The sequence below is a fragment of the Mesorhizobium sp. M0478 genome (assembly GCF_040321305.1).
GTDB lineage: Bacteria > Pseudomonadota > Alphaproteobacteria > Rhizobiales > Rhizobiaceae > Mesorhizobium.
Genome location: NZ_JAMYRH010000001.1, coordinates 867,844 through 889,015 on the forward strand (window position 1 = coordinate 867,844; position 21,172 = coordinate 889,015).

25 protein-coding genes are annotated in these 21,172 nt (G+C 64.2%); 10 read left to right on the forward strand and 15 right to left on the reverse strand.

What is annotated here, in order from left to right; all coding sequences use genetic code 11:
• Positions 1-3 precede the first annotated feature (3 nt).
• From NKI64_RS04260 to NKI64_RS04270, 3 genes are all read left to right on the forward strand, one after another.
• Positions 4-330: a chorismate mutase gene (locus tag NKI64_RS04260; protein WP_023671706.1), complete on the forward strand. Its 327-nt coding sequence runs from the start codon at positions 4-6 to the stop codon at positions 328-330.
• A 104-nt stretch (positions 331-434) separates the two neighbouring features.
• A complete protein-coding gene (rpsP, locus tag NKI64_RS04265) occupies positions 435-836 on the forward strand; it encodes a 30S ribosomal protein S16 (protein WP_023671705.1) in 402 nt (133 codons plus the stop codon).
• 87 nt (positions 837-923) lie between these two features.
• Positions 924-1,769 (forward strand): acyl-CoA thioester hydrolase/BAAT C-terminal domain-containing protein, encoded by an 846-nt coding sequence (locus tag NKI64_RS04270; RefSeq protein WP_023709357.1) that lies wholly within the window; start codon positions 924-926, stop codon positions 1,767-1,769.
• An 87-nt stretch (positions 1,770-1,856) separates the two neighbouring features.
• Here NKI64_RS04270 and NKI64_RS04275 read toward each other — a convergent pair whose 3' ends face one another.
• The 3 genes from NKI64_RS04275 to NKI64_RS04285 all read right to left on the reverse strand — a co-directional run bounded on the left by NKI64_RS04275 (position 1,857) and on the right by NKI64_RS04285 (position 3,226).
• Positions 1,857-2,120 carry a YMGG-like glycine zipper-containing protein gene (locus tag NKI64_RS04275; protein ID WP_023687657.1) on the reverse strand — a complete coding sequence of 88 codons (264 nt, stop codon included), beginning with the start codon at positions 2,118-2,120 and terminating at the stop codon, positions 1,857-1,859.
• 153 nt (positions 2,121-2,273) lie between these two features.
• Positions 2,274-2,801, reverse strand: a complete 528-nt coding sequence (locus NKI64_RS04280; RefSeq protein WP_023706768.1) for an SRPBCC family protein — start codon at positions 2,799-2,801, stop codon at positions 2,274-2,276.
• A 14-nt stretch (positions 2,802-2,815) separates the two neighbouring features.
• On the reverse strand, positions 2,816-3,226 hold the full coding sequence (locus NKI64_RS04285; protein WP_023687655.1) for a DoxX family protein: 411 nt from the start codon (positions 3,224-3,226) through the stop codon (positions 2,816-2,818).
• 357 nt (positions 3,227-3,583) lie between these two features.
• Here NKI64_RS04285 and NKI64_RS04290 point away from each other — a divergent pair, with 357 nt between their 5' ends.
• Positions 3,584-3,985, forward strand: coding sequence for an ACT domain-containing protein (locus NKI64_RS04290; protein WP_023694551.1), 402 nt, complete (start codon positions 3,584-3,586; stop codon positions 3,983-3,985).
• A 3-nt stretch (positions 3,986-3,988) separates the two neighbouring features.
• On the opposite strand, the gene NKI64_RS04295 is transcribed toward NKI64_RS04290, so the two are convergent.
• From NKI64_RS04295 to NKI64_RS04305, 3 genes are all read right to left on the reverse strand, one after another.
• Complete coding sequence (locus NKI64_RS04295) at positions 3,989-4,213, reverse strand: GNAT family N-acetyltransferase (protein ID WP_023706769.1); 225 nt, start codon at positions 4,211-4,213, stop codon at positions 3,989-3,991.
• Positions 4,214-4,224: 11 nt separating this feature from the next.
• Positions 4,225-4,440: a GNAT family N-acetyltransferase gene (locus NKI64_RS04300; protein ID WP_023706770.1), complete on the reverse strand. Its 216-nt coding sequence runs from the start codon at positions 4,438-4,440 to the stop codon at positions 4,225-4,227.
• 227 nt (positions 4,441-4,667) lie between these two features.
• Positions 4,668-5,702 carry an aspartate-semialdehyde dehydrogenase gene (locus tag NKI64_RS04305; RefSeq protein ID WP_023671698.1) on the reverse strand — a complete coding sequence of 345 codons (1,035 nt, stop codon included), beginning with the start codon at positions 5,700-5,702 and terminating at the stop codon, positions 4,668-4,670.
• A gap of 423 nt (positions 5,703-6,125) precedes the next feature.
• Here NKI64_RS04305 and NKI64_RS04310 point away from each other — a divergent pair, with 423 nt between their 5' ends.
• The 4 genes from NKI64_RS04310 to NKI64_RS04325 all read left to right on the forward strand — a co-directional run bounded on the left by NKI64_RS04310 (position 6,126) and on the right by NKI64_RS04325 (position 10,083).
• Positions 6,126-7,967: a DEAD/DEAH box helicase gene (locus tag NKI64_RS04310; protein WP_352666593.1), complete on the forward strand. Its 1,842-nt coding sequence runs from the start codon at positions 6,126-6,128 to the stop codon at positions 7,965-7,967.
• 325 nt (positions 7,968-8,292) lie between these two features.
• Positions 8,293-9,015, forward strand: coding sequence for a DUF805 domain-containing protein (locus tag NKI64_RS04315; protein ID WP_352666595.1), 723 nt, complete (start codon positions 8,293-8,295; stop codon positions 9,013-9,015).
• A 191-nt stretch (positions 9,016-9,206) separates the two neighbouring features.
• Entirely contained in the window at positions 9,207-9,635 is a 429-nt protein-coding gene (locus tag NKI64_RS04320) for an SRPBCC family protein (RefSeq protein ID WP_023671694.1), read from the forward strand.
• A 49-nt stretch (positions 9,636-9,684) separates the two neighbouring features.
• Positions 9,685-10,083 (forward strand): MarR family winged helix-turn-helix transcriptional regulator, encoded by a 399-nt coding sequence (locus NKI64_RS04325; RefSeq protein ID WP_352460988.1) that lies wholly within the window; start codon positions 9,685-9,687, stop codon positions 10,081-10,083.
• 10 nt (positions 10,084-10,093) lie between these two features.
• Here NKI64_RS04325 and leuB read toward each other — a convergent pair whose 3' ends face one another.
• The 5 genes from leuB to leuD all read right to left on the reverse strand — a co-directional run bounded on the left by leuB (position 10,094) and on the right by leuD (position 14,019).
• Positions 10,094-11,197, reverse strand: a complete 1,104-nt coding sequence (gene leuB / locus NKI64_RS04330; protein WP_352666598.1) for a 3-isopropylmalate dehydrogenase — start codon at positions 11,195-11,197, stop codon at positions 10,094-10,096.
• Positions 11,198-11,346: 149 nt separating this feature from the next.
• Positions 11,347-11,697, reverse strand: a complete 351-nt coding sequence (locus NKI64_RS04335; RefSeq protein ID WP_023671691.1) for a VOC family protein — start codon at positions 11,695-11,697, stop codon at positions 11,347-11,349.
• A 13-nt stretch (positions 11,698-11,710) separates the two neighbouring features.
• The gene (locus NKI64_RS04340; RefSeq protein WP_352666600.1) at positions 11,711-12,094 is read right to left on the reverse strand and encodes a RidA family protein; all 384 of its coding nucleotides are present in this window, start codon (positions 12,092-12,094) and stop codon (positions 11,711-11,713) included.
• 337 nt (positions 12,095-12,431) lie between these two features.
• Positions 12,432-13,349, reverse strand: coding sequence for an Ivy family c-type lysozyme inhibitor (locus NKI64_RS04345; protein ID WP_352666602.1), 918 nt, complete (start codon positions 13,347-13,349; stop codon positions 12,432-12,434).
• A 64-nt stretch (positions 13,350-13,413) separates the two neighbouring features.
• Entirely contained in the window at positions 13,414-14,019 is a 606-nt protein-coding gene (leuD, locus tag NKI64_RS04350; protein WP_023694556.1) for a 3-isopropylmalate dehydratase small subunit, read from the reverse strand.
• Positions 14,020-14,180: 161 nt separating this feature from the next.
• Here leuD and NKI64_RS04355 point away from each other — a divergent pair, with 161 nt between their 5' ends.
• Both NKI64_RS04355 and NKI64_RS04360 read left to right on the forward strand, forming a co-directional pair.
• Positions 14,181-14,606 carry a GNAT family N-acetyltransferase gene (locus NKI64_RS04355; protein WP_352666604.1) on the forward strand — a complete coding sequence of 142 codons (426 nt, stop codon included), beginning with the start codon at positions 14,181-14,183 and terminating at the stop codon, positions 14,604-14,606.
• Between the two features lie 143 nt (positions 14,607-14,749).
• Positions 14,750-15,481, forward strand: a complete 732-nt coding sequence (locus NKI64_RS04360) for a DUF72 domain-containing protein (protein WP_352666606.1) — start codon at positions 14,750-14,752, stop codon at positions 15,479-15,481.
• A 203-nt stretch (positions 15,482-15,684) separates the two neighbouring features.
• Here the strand turns inward: NKI64_RS04360 and NKI64_RS04365 are convergent, their stop codons facing one another.
• Genes NKI64_RS04365 through NKI64_RS04380 form a run of 4 tightly spaced genes read right to left on the reverse strand, consistent with a single transcriptional unit; the run spans position 15,685 to position 20,684 of the window.
• Positions 15,685-16,851 carry an NAD(P)/FAD-dependent oxidoreductase gene (locus NKI64_RS04365; RefSeq protein WP_352666608.1) on the reverse strand — a complete coding sequence of 389 codons (1,167 nt, stop codon included), beginning with the start codon at positions 16,849-16,851 and terminating at the stop codon, positions 15,685-15,687.
• Positions 16,852-16,874: 23 nt separating this feature from the next.
• Positions 16,875-18,470 (reverse strand): HAMP domain-containing sensor histidine kinase, encoded by a 1,596-nt coding sequence (locus tag NKI64_RS04370; protein ID WP_352666610.1) that lies wholly within the window; start codon positions 18,468-18,470, stop codon positions 16,875-16,877.
• The gene (locus tag NKI64_RS04375; protein WP_023706808.1) at positions 18,458-19,153 is read right to left on the reverse strand and encodes a response regulator transcription factor; all 696 of its coding nucleotides are present in this window, start codon (positions 19,151-19,153) and stop codon (positions 18,458-18,460) included. The genes NKI64_RS04370 and NKI64_RS04375 overlap by 13 nt, the downstream gene beginning before the upstream one ends.
• 4 nt (positions 19,154-19,157) lie before the next feature.
• Complete coding sequence (locus NKI64_RS04380; RefSeq protein WP_023706807.1) at positions 19,158-20,684, reverse strand: DUF4153 domain-containing protein; 1,527 nt, start codon at positions 20,682-20,684, stop codon at positions 19,158-19,160.
• Between the last annotated feature and the right edge of the window lie 488 nt (positions 20,685-21,172).

Below are 21,172 nucleotides of genomic sequence, written 5' to 3' on the forward strand. Positions count from 1 at the left end.
GCTATGAACGAAGAAAAAGACATGGCCGACGCACGCACCATCCTGGCCGGCTATCGCGCCTCGATCGACAACATCGACGCCGCCCTCATTCATATGCTGGCCGAGCGCTTCCGCTGCACCAAGGCGGTCGGCGTGCTCAAGGCCGAGCATGGCCTGCCGCCCGCCGACCCGGCGCGCGAGCAGGAGCAGATCACCCGCCTTCGCCAGCTGGCGAAGGACGCTCATCTCGACCCCGATTTCGCGGAAAAATTCCTCAACTTCGTCGTCCGCGAAGTGATCCGCCATCACGAGCAGATCGCCGCGTCCAACGGCGCAAGCAAAACCGGCTAACAAAGTGCATGTCGCCCAAAAGTGCGCAGCGGTTTTGGGACAACGACCTGCACCAGACAAAGCCATTAACCCAACACTGAAATCAGAAATTTAGGAGAAATGAAATGCCCTTGAAGATCAGACTGGCCCGTGCGGGCTCGAAGAAGCGCCCTTACTACCACGTCGTCATTGCCGACGCCCGTTCGCCGCGCGACGGCCGGTTCATCGAGTCGATCGGCTCGTGGAACCCGCTGCTGCCCAAGGACGGCGAGCGCGTCAAGGTCGACGCCGACCGCGTCAAGCATTGGCTGTCGCACGGCGCTCAGCCGACCGACCGCGTGCTGCGCTTCCTCGATGAGGCCGGCCTCCTCAAGCGCGAAGCCCGCTCCAACCCGAAGAAGGCCGAGCCCGGCAAGAAGGCGCAGGAACGCGCCTCTCTGCTGAAGAAGGCCCAGGAAGACGCTGCCGCCGCCGTTGCCGCCGCTGCTGCAGCCCCGGCCGAAGCGGAAGCCGCCACCGCCGAATAAGCATCGCGTCATCGCATCGACAAAACGGCGGGCCTGTGCCCGCCGTTTTGCTAATGTGCGGCGATGTCATATGCGTTCGAACGAAAGATGACTGAGCGGACCGTCACGGAAGAGACCCTTTTCGGCGGCGTAGCCGGAACGCTGTTGCGATGCGCCGGCGCCACGACAGGCGTCGTCGTGCTCAGCGGATCGAGCGGCCGCATCGACGTCACCCGCGCCCGGCTCTTTGCCAAGGAAGGAGCATCCGCTCTCGCGCTGCAATGGTTTGACGGCGAAGGTCAGGTGCCCGGCATTTGCGAGATCCCGCTCGAAACGTTTTTCGCGGCGACCGACTATCTTGTCCAGATGGGATGCCGGCGCATCGTCTATGTCGGGACCTCGAAAGGCGCCGAGGCCTCCCTGCTTGCGGCGGCTCACGATCCACGCATCGGCCTCGTGGTTGCGATCAGCCCGACATCGGTGGTCTGGGGCAATATCGGGCCGGGCCGCGACGGCGTCAGCTGGCCGGAACGATCGTCGTGGACGCTCGAGGGGATTCCGTTGCCGTTTGTCCCAAGCAATCCCGCTTGGAACGCTGAGTATGTCGATGGTCTGGTGTCCTACCGGGGGCTCTTCCTGCGTGCCTTGCAAACCTTCAAGGACGCAGCGGCCAAGGCTGCCATTCCCGTCGAAGCTATTTCAGGCGACATTGTTCTGGTTGCGGGCGGCGACGACGCGCTATGGCCATCGCTGGATTTTGCCCAGTCGATCGTTCGGCGTCGCCAGGACACCGCAATGACCACCTGCCTCGTCTCAGTGCCCGACGCCGGCCACCGCATTCTGCTGCCGGGCGAAATCACGCCGCGCTCGAGGCTGCATGCCCATGGCGGGAATGACGACGCCGACACGCGCCTGGGCCGCCTGGCTTGGGAGCATATCCGGGGATTGCTGTAGCGCAGGCAGCCATGGTCCAGCTGCCTTGGGCAACAGCGAAACCGGCGATCTATAGCCGCCGGTTTCCGATGTTGGACCTGGCTGTGTTCAATAACCGTCGGGGCAGCTGGCGATATAGGTGCGCCCGTTCCGGCCGCGGTAGCGACATTGACCGCTTTCGCTGGCACGGCCGATCAGCGCGCCGGCCACGGCTCCGACGGCGCCGCCGACGACGGCGCCCTGAACCGGATCATTTGCCACAGCTGCGCCAACCGCCGCGCCGCCGAGGCCGCCGACCGCGGCACCCTTTTCGGTTTGCGAGCACGCGCCCAGCGCGGTCGCCAGTACCAGAATGATCATCGCTCTTTTCATTATCGTTCCTCTCTCACGCGGATCGCCGTCCTCGCCGCCACGGCTCTAACTCCCAGACGGCTGATTTGATCCCGATGACGTGAGAGATCGCGGTGTCCGCGCCGGTCACATTCGTGCCGACCGCCGCCGAGCTTGTTGAAAATCCAGGCTTTTCTACCTTTCGGCTGCCTTTTTCAGATTGGCGAGGCCAGCCTCGAAATCCTTGCCGATCAGCGTATCGAAACTCATGAACAGGCCCATCAGCTTGGCAATGAAGGGCCGGCTGCCGCGCATTGCCCAGGTGACTGCGGTGGTGTCGCCCGAGGGCTTCAGGGTGAAGTCGACGCTGTTGCTGGCCCGGAACGGCTTCTCGAAGTCGAGCTTCAGCGACACCAGCGAGGATGGCACGGAATTGACGATCTCCATGCGTCCCTTGCCGGCCTTGGCATTGCCTTCCCAGGCGTAGGCGGCGCCCTTGCCGGCATCAGCGCCCGACAGCGTGCGCTTCATCAGCGGGTCGAGCTTTTCGTAGGGTGACCATTCCGGCCACTGCTTGAAATTGTTGATCAGCGGAAAGATCGCTTCCGGCGCGGCCTTGATGCTGGCGGTGCGGGCGGTGACGAAATCATTCGACCTCGTCGCCGCATAGATGAGCACGGCGGCGATGATGACGACCAGGAGGATGAGAATGGTGCTGAGCATGTTTTTCTCCTCGCTTAACGGCTGAACGGGATCAGGGCGCGCACGCTTGGGTCGCGCAGATAGAGACCGCCCCACAGGATGATGCCGAGATAGACGCTAAACAGCGTGTGCGAAAACAACGGGCTGCCGACGCGCATGTTTGTGGCGATGGCGCCGCCGAGATAGCCGGTGAGCAGGATGGCGCCGAGCACCGAGGTGCGGGGCAGCGCATAGAGCGCGGTCGAGATCAGCCCGATAATGCCGAGCGTGCGCGCGACATTGACATCGGCCGGCCAGCCGAGCGGCACCATGGTCTGGGTGACGACATCGAGCGGCGGCAGCTTGATGACGCCGTCGAAGATCATGAACAGGATGATGAGGCCGCTGAGCACGCGGCCGGTCCACAGGGCGCCCGATGAGACGGGCATGGTTTGAGAAATACTCACGGGTGTTCCCTCCTAAGCGGTTCGAGCCGTTTGCTGGCTTCGGACCAAGGACGAGCGATGGGGCGGCGATCCTACAGGGTGCGGATTCTTTTTGGGTAGCAGCAAGCAAAAGCCGCTGCGTGGCGATCCTTCACACCCCCCTCTGGCCCGCCGGCCATCTCCCCCGCAAGGGGGGAGATTACACGCTCGACCGCTTCGGCAATGTTCCATGAATGAGCGGAGCATCGAAACCGCCGATCTCCCTCGTTGCGGGGGAGATGCCCGGCAGGGCAGAGGGGGGTGCTGTCCCTCGACCTTGACGGACTATCGACATCCACCAGTCACGGCTATTGATAGGGCTGGGCGAGAGACGAGCGAATGGCCGGCGAGACTGATCTGAAAAAGCTGCTGGCGGCGATGACGCCGGAACTGCTTCCCGGCGTCCATGTCTTCGCCACCCTGGTCCCCGGTGCACCGGTTCCCGAGACGCTCAATCCGGTGATGCTGTTTCGCGAGAAGGAGGGCACGACGCTGATCTTGCCCGAAGACCAGGCCGCCGGGCTGCAGTCCGCCTTCCGCTGCCGCATGATCACCCTGAACGTCCACTCCTCGCTGGAAGCCGTCGGCTTCCTCGCCGCCATCACCGCCCGGCTGGCCGCCGCCGGCATGGGCGTCAATCCGGTCTCTGCTTTCTATCATGACCATCTGTTCGTGCCCGCTGAGCGGGCCGAGGAAGCGATGGAGTTATTGCGCCAACTGGCCAAGGATAACGCCGGCTGAATATCAAGCTCGACGCACGTAGAGAATATCCGGCAGGCCTTCTTCGTTGGTGGTGCCCGCGCCGAACGCCTCGGGGCGAAAGCCATGGCGCTCGTAGAAGCGACGCGCGTCGGTGTTGGCCTGGAAACAATGCAGTTTAACGATCCGTAGCGCGGCGGTCGCTTGCACCAGCAGCCGGCTGCCGATGCCTTGCCCCATCCAGGCGGGGTCGAGATAGAGCTGTTCCACCCAATCGCCGCTCAGGGCAATGAAGCCGACAATGCCGTGCCGGCCTCGGCGACCGTCACCTGCTGCCGGGACAGCACGATCTCGCGGATGAAGGCAAGATCCTCATCCGGCGTGTGGATGACCGGCATCCAGGAGAACGAGCCAAGTGCGGCCCGCATGACAATGGCGATGGTCGCGGCATCCAAAGCCGTGGCGGGGCGCAGCACGATTTTGGTGGGATCGTTCAAAGGCGTTTCTCAACAGAGGTCAGCGCTGCCCTCATCCCCCTGCCGGGACCTTCTCCCCGTGAACGGGGAGAAGGAAGGCTTCGGCCGAAGGCCGAGCCCGCGACTGCGGGCCGCCGGCTTTCCGGCGCCCCCGCGGAGGGCCCGCCGCGGCAGCGGCGATACGGCCCGTGAGCGAATAAACGGAATCGGCCGAAGGCCGAACCCCGTGAGCGAAAACAAACCAGCCGTCAGGCCGCCTTCTTCTTCGGCTGGATCAGGCCGCGCTCGACCAGAAGCTCGGCGATCTGCACCGCGTTGAGCGCCGCGCCCTTGCGCAGATTGTCGGAGACGATCCACATCGACAGGCCGTTGTCGATGGTCGAATCCTCGCGGATGCGCGAGATGAAGGTGGCGTCCTCGCCGGCCGATTCAAGCGGCGTGATGTAGCCGCCATCCTCGCGCTTGTCCAAGACCTGGCAGCCCGGCGCTTCGCGCAGGATATCGCGCGCCTCGTCGGCGGTGATCGGCTTTTCGAACTCGATGTTGACGGCTTCGGAATGGCCGATGAACACCGGCACGCGCACACAGGTCGCCGTCAGCTTGATCTTGGGGTCGAGCATCTTCTTGGTCTCCGCGACCATCTTCCACTCTTCCTTGGTCGAGCCGTCGTCGAGGAAGACGTCGATATGCGGAATGACGTTGAAGGCGATGCGCTTGGTGAACTTCTTGACCTCGACGCCATCGGCGACGAACACCGCGCGGGTCTGTGTAAAGAGTTCGTCCATGCCCTCCTTGCCGGCGCCGGATACCGATTGATAGGTGGCGACGACGACGCGCTTGATGGTGGCGACATCGTGCAGCGGCTTCAGCGCCACGACCAGCTGCGCCGTCGAGCAGTTCGGATTGGCGATGATGTTCTTGCGGGTGAACAGCGAGATCGCATCCGGGTTCACTTCCGGCACGATCAGCGGCACGTCCTGGTCGTAGCGGAAGGCCGACGAGTTATCGATGACGACGCAGCCCTGCTTGCCGATCTTCGGCGACCACTCCTTCGAGACGTTGCCGCCGGCCGACATGATGCAGATGTCGGTGTCGGAAAAATCATACTGGTCGAGCGTCTTGACCTTCAGCGAACGGTCGCCGAACGACACTTCGGTGCCCTGGCTGCGCCGCGAGGCCAGCGCCACGACTTCGCTTACCGGAAAGCCGCGCTCTTCCAGTATGTTGAGCATTTCGCGACCCACATTGCCCGTGGCGCCGACTACCGCAACCTTGAAACTCATCAGAAATCTCCTGTCCCTCTCCGCTTGGTTTTTGGAGAAAACCCGCCGGCCAATGCGGGTTTCGTCCCCCGGGCCGGACCCGGGAGAGGGTGGTTAGGCCAAGGGAATCACACCGTTTTGGTGGTGGTTTTGGCCATAGTTTTGCTGGAACGGTAAGACGCGCCAACGCGCCCGGCCCCATGATTGTGGCCGGGGAAGTCGAATGCAAGAAGAGCCATCAGAAGGCCGCGCATCGAAAATGATCCCGTTCGATGCCGGCTTTTACGCGGTTTGCGTCAGGAGTCAATTGCGGCCAGGCACACGCCTGCCCTGTACAATAGCGGCCGCAAGAAGTACGAACGCCCAAATAGTGTTTGGCTGGCGTGCGTCAGCCCCGGCATGTGCTCCATGATGAGCCCAGACCCTGAATTCCGAAAGAGTGAGATGTCCAATTTCGAAGCTATTGTTCCTGCGCTGGCAGAAGCGCTGGAAAAACGCGGCTATACCGAGCTGACGCCAGTGCAGAAGGCCGTGCTGGAGCTCGGCGAGTCCGACGCGTTGGTGTCGGCGCAGACCGGCTCAGGCAAGACCGTCGCCTTCGGCCTCGCTTTGGCGCCGACCCTTCTTGGAAGCGCCGAACGTTTTGACCAGGCTGGCGCACCGCTGGCGCTGGCCGTGGCGCCGACGCGCGAGCTCGCTCTGCAGGTGATGCGCGAATTGCAATGGCTCTACGCGCCGACCGGCGCCACCGTCGCGTCCTGCGTCGGCGGCATGGACATGCGCTCCGAACGGCGCGTGCTGGAGCGCGGCGCCCACATCGTCGTCGGCACGCCCGGCCGCCTGCGCGACCACATCACCCGCAACTCCCTCGACATGTCGGCGCTGAAAGCCGTGGTGCTGGACGAGGCCGACGAGATGCTCGACCTCGGCTTTCGCGAGGACCTCGAATTCATCCTCGATGCCGCACCGGCTCAGCGCCGCACGCTGATGTTTTCGGCCACCGTGCCGCGCTCGATCGCCACGCTGGCGCAAGGCTATCAGCGCGACGCCTTACGCATCTCGGCCGGCGGCGAGGAAAAGCAGCATCTCGATATCGAATACCGGGCGCTGAATGTCGCCTATCCCGACCGCGAGAACGCCATCATCAACGTGCTGCGCTTTTACGAGGCGAAGAACGCGCTGGTGTTCTGCAACACCCGCGCCGCCGTCAATCATCTGACGGCACGCTTCAACAACCGTAATTTTTCCGTCGTCGCACTGTCGGGCGAGCTCAGCCAGAACGAACGCACCCACGCGCTGCAGGCGATGCGCGACGGACGCGCCAAAGTCTGCATCGCCACGGATGTCGCCGCGCGCGGCATCGACCTGCCCAATCTCGAACTGGTCATCCATGCCGATCTGCCGACCAATCCCGAAACGCTGCTGCATCGCAGCGGCCGTACCGGCCGCGCCGGCCGCAAGGGTGTCAGCGCGCTGATCGTGCCCAACGGCGCCCGCAAGCGCACCGAGCGCCTGCTGCAGAATGCAGGGCTGAAGGCGACATGGGCGAGCCCGCCCTCGGCCGACGACGTGATCAAGCGCGACGACGAGCGCATCCTTGCCGATCCAGCCTTCGACGAGCCGGTGGCCGAGGACGAGCGCGGCTTCATCGACGCGCTTCTGGCCAGGCATGGCGCCGAACAGATTGCGGCCGCCTTCGTGCGCCAATGCCGCGCCAGCCGCTCGGCGCCCGAGGAACTGACGGAGGTCGCGGCCTTCACGCCGTCGCGAGACAGACCGGCGGGCGAAAAATTCGAACGCCGCGACGAAGCGCCCAGCCGCCGCGACGATTTCGGCGACAGCGTCTGGTTCTCGCTGTCGATCGGGCGCAAGCAGAATGCCGAGCCGCGCTGGCTGATCCCGATGCTGTGCCGCACCGGCAACATCTCCAAGCGCGAGATCGGCTCCATCAAGATGCAGCAGGATGAGACCTACGTGCAGATCGCGGCCGACTGGGCCGATCGCTTCCTCGCCGCCATCGGCCCCGACAAGAAGCTGCAGGGCAACATCGTGGTGAAGCGCCTGGACGGCACGCCCGACCTGTCGCGGGCCGGCTACCAGGCGCCGAAGCCGGACAAGAAACCGCATCGCGGCAAGCGACCGTTCGAGGCGCCGCAAAGCGCACACAAGCCGAAATTCGAGAAGCGGGAACGGCCCGCCGGCGATGCAAAGCCTTGGGCCGGGAAACCGAAATTCGACAAGGCTGCACCGCCGAAGAACAAGAAACCGAAGAAGCGGCCGGTTTGAGGCTCTTATCGGCCAATTACAGATGCAGGCGCTGCCCCTCATTGCCCTGCCTGGCGTTTCTCCCCGTATAGTGACGGGGAGAAACGGCTGACCGCAGCCTTGGCGCTCTTCTTGCAACGTTGGCGATTGGCGGAATCGTCAATAACAGCGACCCCTCTCCCCGCCATTATACGGGGAGAGGATGCCGGCAGGCAGGTGAGGGGCAGCGCCAACGGACGGGAAAATGAAGCAACTCATGCCTGAACCGTTTGCCCTCCATTTCGTCCAACCCCTTGCAGTCCGCCGCAACTTTGAACAGTCTGTGCCTACACGGGGGCGAGGCTAAATGCGCGGCGAAGTTCTTCACTATGACGAGGCCCAGGGTTTCGGCTTCATCACCGGGGCGGACGGCAACCGCTACACCTTCGCGCGCGAGGATCTGCGCCGTGATACCGTGATCGCGAACGGCGCAGTGGTCGAGTTTCTGCCGGCAAGCGGTCAGGCGCGCGACGTTTTTTCAATCTGCGCCCAGCCCGCCAGTCCTGCCACCGCTGCGCCAGCGGCAAGCGCCGCGCCGCCCAAGGCGGCTGCCGCTTCAGCCGCGCCACAGCATTTCGGCCGCCTGGCGGAAGACGGCGCGGTTCGCGATAGCGGACTGCCGGGTTATTTCTGGCGAGGCGTGACGCGCAACTACATCAACTTCGCCGAACGCGCCCGCCGCAAGGAATTCTGGGGCTATTGCCTGTTCTGGACCGTCAGCTTCATCCTGGTCGGAATTGCCGGCGGCCTCGCCGACCAGGCCGTCGGCAATTTCGATGCCGGCAACTGGCCGATTGTGATGATCGGCGTCTGGGGGCTGTTTTGGCTAGCGACGTTCCTGCCCTGGGTCGGGCTCGTCGTGCGCCGCTTGCACGACATCGGCCTGACCGGCTGGCTGGCAATACCTTACTTCGCAATCACCTTCATGTTCGCTCCGGCTACGCTGATCCTCGCGCTGATACTCGGATTGATCCCGACCCAGGCCCACGAAAACCAGTGGGGGCCGGTGCCTGGAGGAGGCGGAGCCTAGACCGCACCAGAAATGAACTGCCGGCTGTTTGCGGACAGCCGTGATTTAACAATGGCTTAGGTCGCAGCCAGGAAGGCAGCTGCTGTTTTGACCGGACGAACAAAATATTTCTCTTGCCGTTTAGTCTCCGCACAGATAATCTGTGCACTCATCAAATCGACGATCGAAAACGGATGATGGAGCCAAGACAAATGTGGACCAACGAGTACACCGCAATTTCCCCCCTTTCGGCGCAGGCCATCTGGAACGCGCTCAAGGCGCTGCACGAAGGCCGCCTCACCTACGAAGGGTCCGATACGTTCGTGCTGCACGGCCCGTTCGCCAAGGGCACCCGCCTCTCTGTAACGCCCGTCGGGCAGGACACCTTCGAATCGACGATCGTCGATCTTGTCGACACTGTGACGTATGCCGACGAGACCTCGTTCGGCGACACGAAACTGCTGTTCAGGCATACGCTGACGCCGGTCGAGGGTGGCACTCAAGTGACGCATCGCCTCGAGATTTCCGGCCCATCGGCCGCCGAGGTCGGACCAGAGCTCGGGCCGCAGATCAGCGGCGATTTCGACACTTCGATGGCCAAACTGTTCGAGCAGGCAAGGGAGTTGGCGAACGGTGGCTGATCGGGGGGATCTGCAAACGCGCTTCAGCGGACCATCCGAGAGCCCCGGCTTGTTGCTCTGGCGAACCACCATGCGCTGGCAGCGCGTCATGACGGCGGCGCTGGCCCCGCTTGACCTTACGCATGTCCAGTTCGTGCTGCTGGCTTCGGCGATGTGGCTCGGCCGCTATGGCGAGCCGCCTAACCAGGTGCAGCTCGCCGCCCAGGCCGGCACCGAGGTGAAGATGACATCGGACGTCGTCGCCCGGCTCGAGGCAAAGGGACTGATTGTGCGGGACACCAACCCGCGGGATTCCCGCGCCAAGGTGATCCGCGTCTCCACGACGGGGACGGCCGCAGTCCAGCGCGCTATCGTCGCCGTCGAAGCCGCCGACGCTGCTTTTTTTTCAACCGTGGACGAGGCGCAACTCGTCGGCCTGCTGAGACGGCTAGCCGGCGAGATCCGCTGAGTTTGGCCGATCAGCCAAGGAACTTGGCGATGATGGCATCGCCCATTGCGACAGTGCCGACTTCGGTCATGCCCTCGGACAAAATATCCTTCGTCCGCAGCCCGTCGTCGAGCACGGCGGCTATTGCGCCTTCGAGCTTGTCGGCCTCATCGACCATGCCGAAGGAATATCGCAGGCACATGGCAAACGACGCGATCATGGCGATCGGGTTGGCGATGCCCTGGCCGGCAATGTCGGGCGCCGAGCCATGCACCGGCTCGTATAGCGCCTTGCGCTTCTTGGTCTTCACATCGGGCGCGCCGAGCGAGGCCGACGGCAGCATGCCGATCGATCCGGTCAGCATGGCGGCGATGTCGGACAGCATGTCGCCGAACAGATTGTCGGTGACGATGACGTCGAACTGCTTTGGCCAGCGCACCAGCTGCATGCCGCCGGCATCGGCGAGCATGTGGTCGAGTTTGACGTCGGCATATCTGGCTGTGTGGGTCTGGGTGACGACCTCGTTCCACAGCACCCCGGATTTCATGACGTTGCGCTTTTCCATCGATGTAACGTGGTTCTTGCGCGTGCGCGCCAGCTCGAAGGCGACGCCTGAAATCCGCTCGATCTCGAACGTGTCGTAGACCTGCGTGTCGATGCCGCGCTTCTGGCCGTTGCCGAGATCGATGATCTGCTTCGGCTCGCCGAAATAGACGCCGCCGGTAAGCTCGCGCACGATCAATATGTCGAGGCCCTCGACGACTTCCTGCTTCAGCGAGGACGACGCGGCCAGCGCCGGATAGCAGATGGCGGGGCGCAGATTGGCGAACAGCTCCATGTCCTTGCGCAGCCGTAGCAACCCGGCCTCGGGACGCACCTCGTAAGGCACCTTGTCCCATTTCGGCCCGCCAACGGCGCCGAACAGAACCGCATCCGCAGCCATCGCCTTTGCCATGTCGGCATCCGAAATCGCCGCGCCATGCGCATCGTAGGCGCAGCCGCCGACCAGACCCTCATCGGTGACGAAATCACTGCCGAGCTTGACGTTCATGGCCGCGATCAGCTTCTTCACCTCGGCCATCGCCTCGGGGCCGATGCCATCGCCGGCGAGCAGGAGAAGATTTTTCGAAGCCATGGAGAACCGTCCCAACACTGTTTGGAGAAACCGCGGCCTTGCTAAACGCCAAGAGCTTGCGGCGCAAGGGGATGAAGAACGCTACGACGGCGCCCGCCTCTCAGAACCTGGGTTCCTCGCCCTCGACAGAGGCGGGGGAGAGGAACAAATCACTTATGGGACAAAATATTCACCAACCGGCCGAACGGATCGCGCACATAAAACCGCCGTACGCCCCACGGCTCGTCGGCCGGACCGTATTCGACGGCAAAGCCGGCGGCCTTCATGCCTTGCAGCGCCGCATCGACATCGTCGACCTCGATGGAGAGGTCCGGCACCGGCGTGCCGGAGCCGCCCTGGGCCATGAAGCTGATCTGCACCTGCATCCGTTCGTCGGACCCGTAGGTGACGATCCAGCCCTGATCCATCAGCACATCGAGGCCAAGCACGTCCTGATAGAAGCGTTTCGCCGCCGCCGCGTCCTGCGTCCCGATATTGGCTACGATGCGCCGGACCGTCATGGCTTTGGCCTCTTCAAGCCGTGCGCCGCAGCGCCGTGACTTCCATCTCGATCTTCATTTCCGGCTTGTTGAGCTGGCACACGATCATCGTCGCCGCCGGCCTGATCTCGCCGAAAGCCTCGCCGAGGATGGGGAAGACGACGTCCACGATGGCCCGGTCTGTGATGTAGTAATGCGCCCGCACCACATCGGCCATGTCGAAGCCGCCATCCCTCAGCGCCTCCGCGATGGTCGCCAGGCAATTGCGCGTCTGCGCCTCCACCGTTTCCGGCATGGTCATGGTCGTGTAATCGTAGCCGGTCGTTCCCGACACGAAACACCAGTCACCCTGCACCACCGCACGCGAATAGCCGGCGGTTTTCTCGAAGGGGGAGCCGGTGGAGATGAGTGTGCGCATCAGCGTCTCCTCGTAATCGTAGGTGCTCGTCTAGCAGAGGAAAGCTGGGCCGGTCGTGGGCCAAACCGAGTGAATCGTTGTCACGAAGGCAAAGCACAAACCTCGGGGATTAGCCGAGGCATCCCTCCCGTCGTCATCCTATGGCGAAGCAAGGAGCGAAGCGACGCGGCGCAGACCATAGGATCCATGCCGGGACGTCGGTGCGTCGCCACGGTGAAGAACTCTGATCCGCCGCGCCCTCCGGCAACAGTCGCGGCATGGATCCTCGGGTCTGCGCTCCGCTACGCGTCGCTTCGCCCGTGGATGACGAAACCACGCAGGCGCAGCTGTGTCAGACCTAGTTCCCCTGCGCCTTGTCCATTGCTTCCCTGATATCCGCCGGCCAGGTCTTCACGTCAGGCCAGGCCTGCGGCTCACCATCGTCGCCGCGGCGGGCGAAATACAGCGTGTGCTTGACCGGGTCGACCGCCATGAAACCGTCGCTGCTGCCGCACGCATGCGGGACGCAGCCGGTGGCATAGAAGGCGCCGGAGGCCGTCTTTTCGGTGCCGCCGCCGACCAGCAGGCTGGTCGCCATGTCGGGCATGGTGTCGCCGAGCAGCGTCTTCGCCGCCTTGTAGACGGCTTCGTTGTGGAAGGCGTCGATGATGTTCTGGTACTTGGCCGGATCGACGTCCTTCCAGTCGGTGCCGGGCTCCGGCGCGTAGGTCAGGTCGCCCGAGATCGTCAGCCCTTCGGTGGGCGACCATTGCAGCGCCTGCTTCGTATCGCCCGGCAACAGATAGGGCACGAAATAGATGGCGTTGTCGGCGACCGCCGCCGGCGGCGCGCCGCATTCGTCCTGTTCGACCGTGAGGCTCTGTATCTCGCCGCCTTCCGGCTTCCAGACGATGACCTTGGCCGGGCCGCACTGGTTGCCGCCGTCGCCGACATCGACCAGCGCCACGTTGACGCCGCCGACCTTGACCACCTTGTCGAAGAAGACGTCGTAATTGCTGGCCAGCTGCTTGCCGTCATAGGCCAGCACCTTTTCGCCATCCTGCTCCGGCTGGGTGATGGTCAGCTGGCCGCCCTCGAACGGGACCGGCCCCTGGCTGTCATCGCCAGCCATGGCCGCATTGCTCGACGCGCCCGGGTCGGCGGTGGACGGATCTTCTGCCGGCACGAGGACCGTGTCGGTCTGTGCTTGCGCGCCGGCCACCGGCATCAGCATCCACGCCAGCGCGCAGGCGCCGGCAAGAAGAAAACGTGTCATGACTGTCCCCTCCGTTCAGCCGCCACGAACCCGGCTTTGTGGCGGCCGGGCCATCTCGTACCACTCAGGCCCAAGGACGCTCGGCAGCGTTCTTCTTCTCGAACGAGGCGATGGCGCCGGCCTTCTCCATGGTCAGGCCGATATCGTCGAGACCGTTCAGCAGGCAGTGGCGCTTGAAGTCGTCGAGGTCGAAGGTGACCACGCCGCCGTCGGGGCCGCGGATTTCCTTGGCCTCGAGGTCGACCGAAACCGTCGCATTGGAGCCGCGCGAGGCGTCGTCCATCAGCTTCTCCAGATCTTCCGGACTGACGGTGATCGGCAGGATGCCGTTCTTGAAGCAGTTGTTGTAGAAAATGTCGGCGAACGACGTCGAGATGACACAGCGAATGCCGAAATCGAGCAGCGCCCACGGCGCGTGTTCGCGGCTCGAACCGCAGCCGAAATTGTCGCCGGCGACCAGGATCTGCGCCTTGCGGTAGGCTGGCTTGTTGAGCACGAAGTCGGGGTTTTCCGAGCCATCGTCCTTGTAGCGCATTTCGGCGAACAGGCCGCTGCCGAGCCCGGTGCGCTTGATCGTCTTGAGATAATCCTTGGGGATGATCATGTCGGTGTCGACATTGACGATCGGCATCGGTGCGGCGACGCCGGTGAGCTTGGTGAATTTTTCCATGGCTTTTGCCCGTTCTTGATCGAATTCGTTGCGTCAGGGTTGCTGCGCCCGGTTTACACAAAGCCGCCGGCAAATAAAAGGCAACTGTTGGTGCGCGGCCCGATCGAAAGATCGGCGGCAAACGTCTTTAAAACCGGCCGCCGCTGGTGCACCTTGCGCCCATGACCACACAATCGAATATTATCTATGCCAGTGAGCCTGAGCTCGACGTCGCTGAATTCCGCCGCGTGCTGGTCGAATCCACGCTCGGCGAAACACGCCCCGTCGATGACGACGCCCGGCTGCAGGCGATGCTTTCGGGCGCGAACCTGGTGCTGACGGCGCGGCTCGACATCGAAGGCAGGCCGCTGATAGGCGTTATCAGGGCCATCACCGACTTTTCCTGGGTGCGCTATGTCTCAGAGCTCGCCGTATCCCAATCTGCGCAAGGCCTCGGTATCGGCAAGGGCCTGATGGACGCGGCCCGCCGGCAGCTTGGGCCTTCGGTCGCCATCAGCCTGATCTCGATGCCCGACGCAGTCGGCTTCTATGAGCGTATCGGCATGACGCGAATGGCCGACGCGTTCTGGTTCTCCCGCGAGGGCTGACGAGCGTCGAGCGCAATTGCCGATCGGGTTGGGCAGTCAAGGCGGGCAAGGTTCTCGGCAATGCGGAACGGTGTTCAGGACCCCGCGGAGCAACGCCTCCTTGTCGCCCTTGACCCGCGCTTCATCCGGTCCACATCCCCAGCATGGGAAATCGCCGATCTCTCATAGGCACCGCCGGCTGGGGAATTCCGTCTCGATACAAGGCTGACTTTCCGCAGCCCGGGTCGCATCTCGAACGTTACGGAAAACGCTTTCCGGTCGTCGAGATCGACACCTCGTTCTACAAGCCGCACCGCCGCGAGACCTATGAGCGCTGGACGCACGCCGTGCCGGAGCACTTCCGCTTCGCGGTCAAGGCACCGAAGAGCATGACCCATGAGCATCGCCTCGCCGATTGCGAGGGGCTGACGGAGGACTTTCTCGGGCAGGTCGAAGGTCTCGGCGAAAAGCTGAGCGTGCTTCTGGCGCAGCTGCCGCCAAGCCTGCCCTTCGAGCCGGAGGTCGCCGGCGGTTTCTTCGACATGTTGAGCAAGCGTGTCCGGGCAAGGCTGGCATGCGAGCCGCGCCATCCCACCTGGTTCGGTGCCGAGGCGGACGCACTGCTCGCCGGTCACCAGGTCGCACGGGTCGCCGCCGACCCGGCTTCGGTTCCGGAGGCAGCAGGGCCGGGTGGCTCGCCCGGCCTTGCCTATTTCCGCTGGCACGGCGCGCCGCGCATCTACTATTCGGGTTACGATGCCGAAACGCTCGACCGGTTTGCGCGGCAAGTGGAAGCAGCGGCCGCTTCCGGCGCCGAGGTCTGGGGCATTTTCGACAACACGGCCGCCGGGCATGCACTGGGCAACGCGATGGCTGTCAGTGCGATGGTTGCTTAGACGCTCGCGGGACAGCACCCCCCTCTGGCCTGCCGGCCATCTCCCCCGCAAGGGGGGAGATCAGATGCCGCGACCGCTTTCGCCAATCGCCGACGTTGCAAGAATGGCGCCTTCGCCGAAGCTGCCATCTCCCCCCTTGCGGGGGAGATGCCCGGCAGGGCAGAGGGGGGTGGGCGGGAACTCGACAGTGAGCTTTTGCCGCCTCAAATCACATTCAATTCCCGGAACGCCCTTCCTTCGGCCACTCTGGCGTACCCAAACGCCGAGCAATCCACCGTCCGATACCCGCCATGCACCAACAACTCCGCCAGCGCCTTGCCGACCGCCGGCGCCTGCTGCAGGCCGTGGCCGGAAAATCCGTTGGCAAAGATGAAATTGCCGACCTCGGGATGCGGCCCGATCACCGCGTTCTGGTCGAGCGTGTTGTAGTCGTAGTGGCCGGCCCAGGCGCGTGTCGGCTTGATCGCCTCGAAGGCGGGGATGCGGGTGGCCAGCACCGGCCAGATCACCTCTTCGAACAGCGGCCAGTCGACCTCGAAATCGGCTGGATCGGCGGGACCGTCGCCCTCTTCCGGCTCGGCGCCGCCGGTGAGATAGACCGAGCCTTCCGGCCTGACATAGATGCCGGAGGGATCGACCAGCAGCGGCATGTCGGCGTATTTTTCCCGCGCCTCGAAGACGAAGACATTGCGCTTGCGCGGCTCGACCGGCAGCGCGAGCCCGGCAAGAGCGGCGATCTTGCCGGCGTTTGGACCAGCGGCGTTGACGACGATGCCGGCTTCCAGCTTTTCGCCATTGTCGAGGCGCACGCCGGTAACGCGGTTGGCCTGGCGCTCGATGCAGGTGACATCGGCGGCGATGAAATCGACTTGTCTGTCACGCAATGCCTTGCGAAACAGCGTCAGCATGGCATGCGCGTCGAACCAGCCCTCGCCGGTGCGGCCGAAGGCGCCGGCGCTGATGCCTTCCGTCGACAGCCAGGAAAAACGCTTTGCCAGCTGGTCGGCATCCTCGAGCAGAATGTCGGCGCCCTCTGCGACCTGCGCTTCGTGATTGGCTTTCAGGATCGGCAGCCCGGCCTCGCCGGCCAGGATCAGATAGCCGCCCTCGCGAAAGCCGATATCGGCATCGGCGCCGAAGGTCTCCTTCAGCCGCCGGAACAGGTTTAGCGTGAACTGCGACAGCCGGATGTTTTCCGGGATCGAGAATTGCTGACGGATCGAGGCCATGGACAGCGTCGTTGCCGCATGGGCGAATTGCGGGTCGCGTTCGATCAGCGCGATGGAGCCGGAAAAGCCTTCCTCGCGAAGGTAGTAGGCGACCGAGGAGCCGACGATGGCTCCGCCGATGATGACGATGTCGTAGCGCACTTTGTTCTCCGATCCACCAGCCCTCACGCGGCTGGCAAGGAAATCTCGAAGCGCGTGCCGCGCCCGGAGTCAACCAGCGCGATCGTGCCATCATGCGCTTTCAGGAGGGCCAGCACGATGCCGAGGCCCATGCCGGTGCCGCCGGACTCGCGCCGCGTGGTGAAAAACGGCTCGAAAATGCGCGCCCTGTTGCTCGGCGAAATGCCGGCGCCATCATCGCTGATCGCAATCGTCACTTTGCCGTCGGCGCTGGCAGCCGCCAGCAAAACCTGGGTCGCGCCGTGCCTGGCGGAATTGTCGATCAGGTTGGCAAGCACGATCGCCGCATTCTCGGCCGAGATGCGCAGACCGGTTTCGCCGCCCGTCTCGATGGTCACAGCCAGCCTGCCGTCCACCGGCAGCAATGCCAGCGCCGCATCGAGCGATGTGCTTTCGCCGCTCGGCGCCAGGTTTTCCGCGCGCGCCAGATCGAGCAGGCGCCGTACCAGCAGATTGAGCCTTCCGGCATCGTTGACGATGTTGCCGGAAAACCGCTTGCGCTCTGCCGCGTCCATCGCCTCGCCGGAATCGCGCAAGAGTTCGGCCGCGCCCTGGATCGCCGTCAGCGGCGATTTGAGCTCGTGCGAGACATGGGTGGCAAAGGTCTGGATCGAGTCGGAGCGCGCCTGCAGCTTTTCCGCCATGTCGAGGAAGGCGGCGGACAGCTCGGCCATTTCGCGCGTGCCGTGATGGTCGAGCGGCCGGATCGCGTCGCGGTCGCCGGCGGCGATGCGCCTCGTGCGCTCCATCAGCGCGTAGATCGGCCGGCTCACGGTGCGCAGGAACACCAGCGCGATCAGCAGCGTGCCAGAGAGCATGGCGATGGCCGCCAGCGTCACCTTGCCGCGTTCGCCATAGAGATGCTTGACGATGTTGTTCGGCGTTCGAGACAGGTAGATGACGCCGGCGACATGGCCGTCGACCACGATCGGCATGGCGACAAAGACGCGAACTTTCGTGCCGCGGCTGACCGAATAGAGGGGCGGTGGCGGCTGGTCGGGAATTCTTTGTCTCAACACGCTGGCGTAGTGGCCGGCAAGGGCGGTGCGCACCTCTTCGACATTGGCCAGCGATAGTCCGACCTCGTCGCGCCCTGCAATGACAACGCCGCGCGGATCGAGCAGCCGGAAGCCGGCCAGCGTGGTTTTTTGCGTCGTGTCGAGAATGCCGGACAGGCTGGCGCCGATCGCCGCGAAGGCTGGATCGATGGCCGCGGCGATGCCGGCTGGTCGGGTCGGCAGCAGGTAGTCGGAAGCGAGATCGAGGCTCGGCTCGATCGGCTGGTAAGGCGAGTCGTCGCCGCGGCTGGCATCGCCGCTGTCAGCCTGCATCGGCACCCCTAGCTTCTCCGGGGCAATGGCGGCGTCACTGATATTCTGTGCATAGATGGCGGCGATGACGGCGCCTTGCGCGATCAACTCGCCCTCGGTCTGGCGGATCAGCTGGTTTTCATAAAGCCGGAAGAAGAACAGGCCGACCAGCGGCAGCGCCAGCACCATGATGAGGATGGCGAGAACCACCGTGGCCAGCCTTGGCCGCCATTTGGTGCCGATCCATTTGGCGTCGCTCAGGCGCCGCATCGGCCGAGCCGGAAACCGACACCATGCACGGTTTCAATGGCGTCGAGACAGCCCGCCGCCGCCAGCTTGGCGCGGATGTTGCGGATGTGGCTATCGACGGTACGGTCGGCGACGTGGATGTTGGCGGCATAGGCGCTGGCGACCACCAGGTCGCGGCCCAGCACATGCGCCGGCCGCGCCAGAAATCCCCTGAGGATCGAGAATTCGATCGCCGTCAGCGCCAGCGCCTTGCCGTCGAAACTGGCGCCGTGGCTGGCCGGCGCCAGGCTGAGCTTGCCATGCGCGAAGTTCTTGTCGTCGGCGGGGTCGGGCGCCACGGGGCGGGCGCGGCGCAGGATGACGTTGACGCGCGCCACCAGTTCGCGCGGGCTGAACGGTTTCGTCACGTAGTCGTCGCCGCCCATTTCGAGCCCGAGGATGCGGTCGATCTCCTCGTCGCGCGCGGACAGGAACAGAACCGGCACGTCGGAGCGCTGCCTCAGCCGCCGGCAGACTTCCAGCCCGTCCATCTCCGGCATGCCGATGTCGAGCACGACGAGATCGGGCACGCGGCGCTCGATCGCCTGCAGGGCCGCGGCGCCGTCGGACACGGCCTGCGTATTCATCCCGGCCTTTTCCAGCGCAAAGCAGATGATCTCGCGTATGTGCGGATCGTCGTCGGCGACCAGGATCTGATGCGGCATGGATCTAACGGTCCGGCACTGAAGGTTGCGAGGGCTGGGTAGGTGGAGGAAGCACGAGCGGACCTCTCTTGTCGAGAACCTGCACGAGCCTCCAGCCGCGAAAGCTCCAGGCGCGCCACTGCTTCTGCTCGGCGATAGTGTCGTCGATCATCATTTGGTGGGCCAGATAGGTCGTTTGGTTTCCGAATTGGTGCATGTAGAGGCGGTCCAGCGCCGGCATGGCGGCAGCGCCGAGCGAGCGCAGATATTCGGTATCGATAGGCGTGCCGTCGCCGGTCATTTCAAGGGAATGGTCGACATTGAAATTGGCGATCATTGCGGCGAAGTTGATGAAGCAGCAGGCATAAAGCGTCGCCGATAGCGTCGCAAGATTGGCGGAGAGCAGCCATTCGTTGGATTTTCCAACCGCGATGCGGGCAATGATCAGTGCAAGCCCTGACGCCACCAACCCCATCCAGACGAAGGCGGCGATGCGCCAGTAGGTCAGTGCATAGACGCCGATATAGAGATCGAGCCTGAGAATCGACGAGATGACCAGCACGATGTTCTGCGCCACCCAGGCATAGACCAGCCGGCGGATCAGCGGATCGCCTGAGGTTTCGCTGCCCGGCCGCAGCGCCGCCAGCACGAAGCCGGCGGCCAGCAGCGCGGTGGCGATCAGTGGATAGGCGCCGCGATGCGCATAGGCGGCATAGCTCAACCCGTCCGGCAGGGCGACCCCACCCCAGAGATAGGCTGCGTCGAGCCCGGTCTGCAGCGCAAACAAGGCGTTGAAGACGATCAGCGCGCGCAGGATCGCGGCCTTGCCGAAGACGACGGCCTCGATCGTTGTCGCTGGTTTAGTCGCGGCCGGTGCGGCCACGGCTGCAGGCGGCGTCAAAGGTGGAAGGCGGCGCGGGAAACGCGGCAGGCGAGGCCGCAGGAAAGCCCAGACGCCGGCGATCACGAACAGCCAGAAGACGATCCGCGCCAGTTGGATGAGATCGAGCAGCTTCATCAGGTCGATCAGCGACAGCCAGTATTCGATGACCGGATTGGCGGCGCCGAACAAGAACAGGAACACCGCGCCCAGCGTCACCGGCATGACCCAGACGATGATGGACGCCAGGCGGATGCGGCGGCCGCCAAGCCGGCGCACCGTGCGGCGCCATTGGAAAAAGTCACGGATAAGGCGCAGCGGCGCCGCCAGCAGGAACAGCGCCACCTGGCCGGCAATGCGGGCGATGCCGTGCCGTAGCCGCCCGGACAGGGACAGCGCAAACACCACCAGCGCCACGACAGCTATCGCCACCGACAGCGGGCTGACGTTCTCGGTCAGCGGCAGCAGCGCGACGAACAAAGCGGCCGGCTTGAGCCAGGGTCGGGTGGATTTCAGCGCGGCAGGATGCACAGCGACCACCGCGCCGGCGATCAGGATGGCAAACAGCAGCACCGTGATCCCGGCGGGCTGGCCGTAAAAGAAAAAATCCGCCAGCGCCACGAGCAGGACGGCGATGCCGAAGCGGCTGGAAAAGCTTGCAAACGATGTCATGCGCGGATTTTCCTGATGGGCTGGGTCCGCTCGGCCGGTGGGCGGATAAAAGGGAGCAGGCTCGCTTCCAGGTAAGGGCGGGCCGCCGCCCGGGGCGGATCGACCAACCACCAGCTTTCGCTGCGCAGGCGATAGGGCAAGGACCAAAGGTGAGCGTTTCGCTGTTGCATGCCGCTGTTGTCGCGGGCTCGCATGGAAACGGCGGGGCGGAGCGGAGGAGGTTTTCCGCAGGGATGTGCAGTTTTCGTGCAGGACCTGCGCTTACGGCCGGGCTCCTTTTTCCTCTCCCTCCGGAGGGGGGAGAGGTGGCTCGGCGAAGCCGAGACGGAGTGGGGGAACCACCTGGCAATCGCCGCGAACGGACATCGGAAGGGCACTGAGCGCCTTGCTCGAGTTGCGCCCAAGGGTCAACCCCCCCCCACAACAACAGAGAGGCAAAAACAACAACACCAAGCACCGCGGGCGGGTGACCCCCAACACACCCCCAA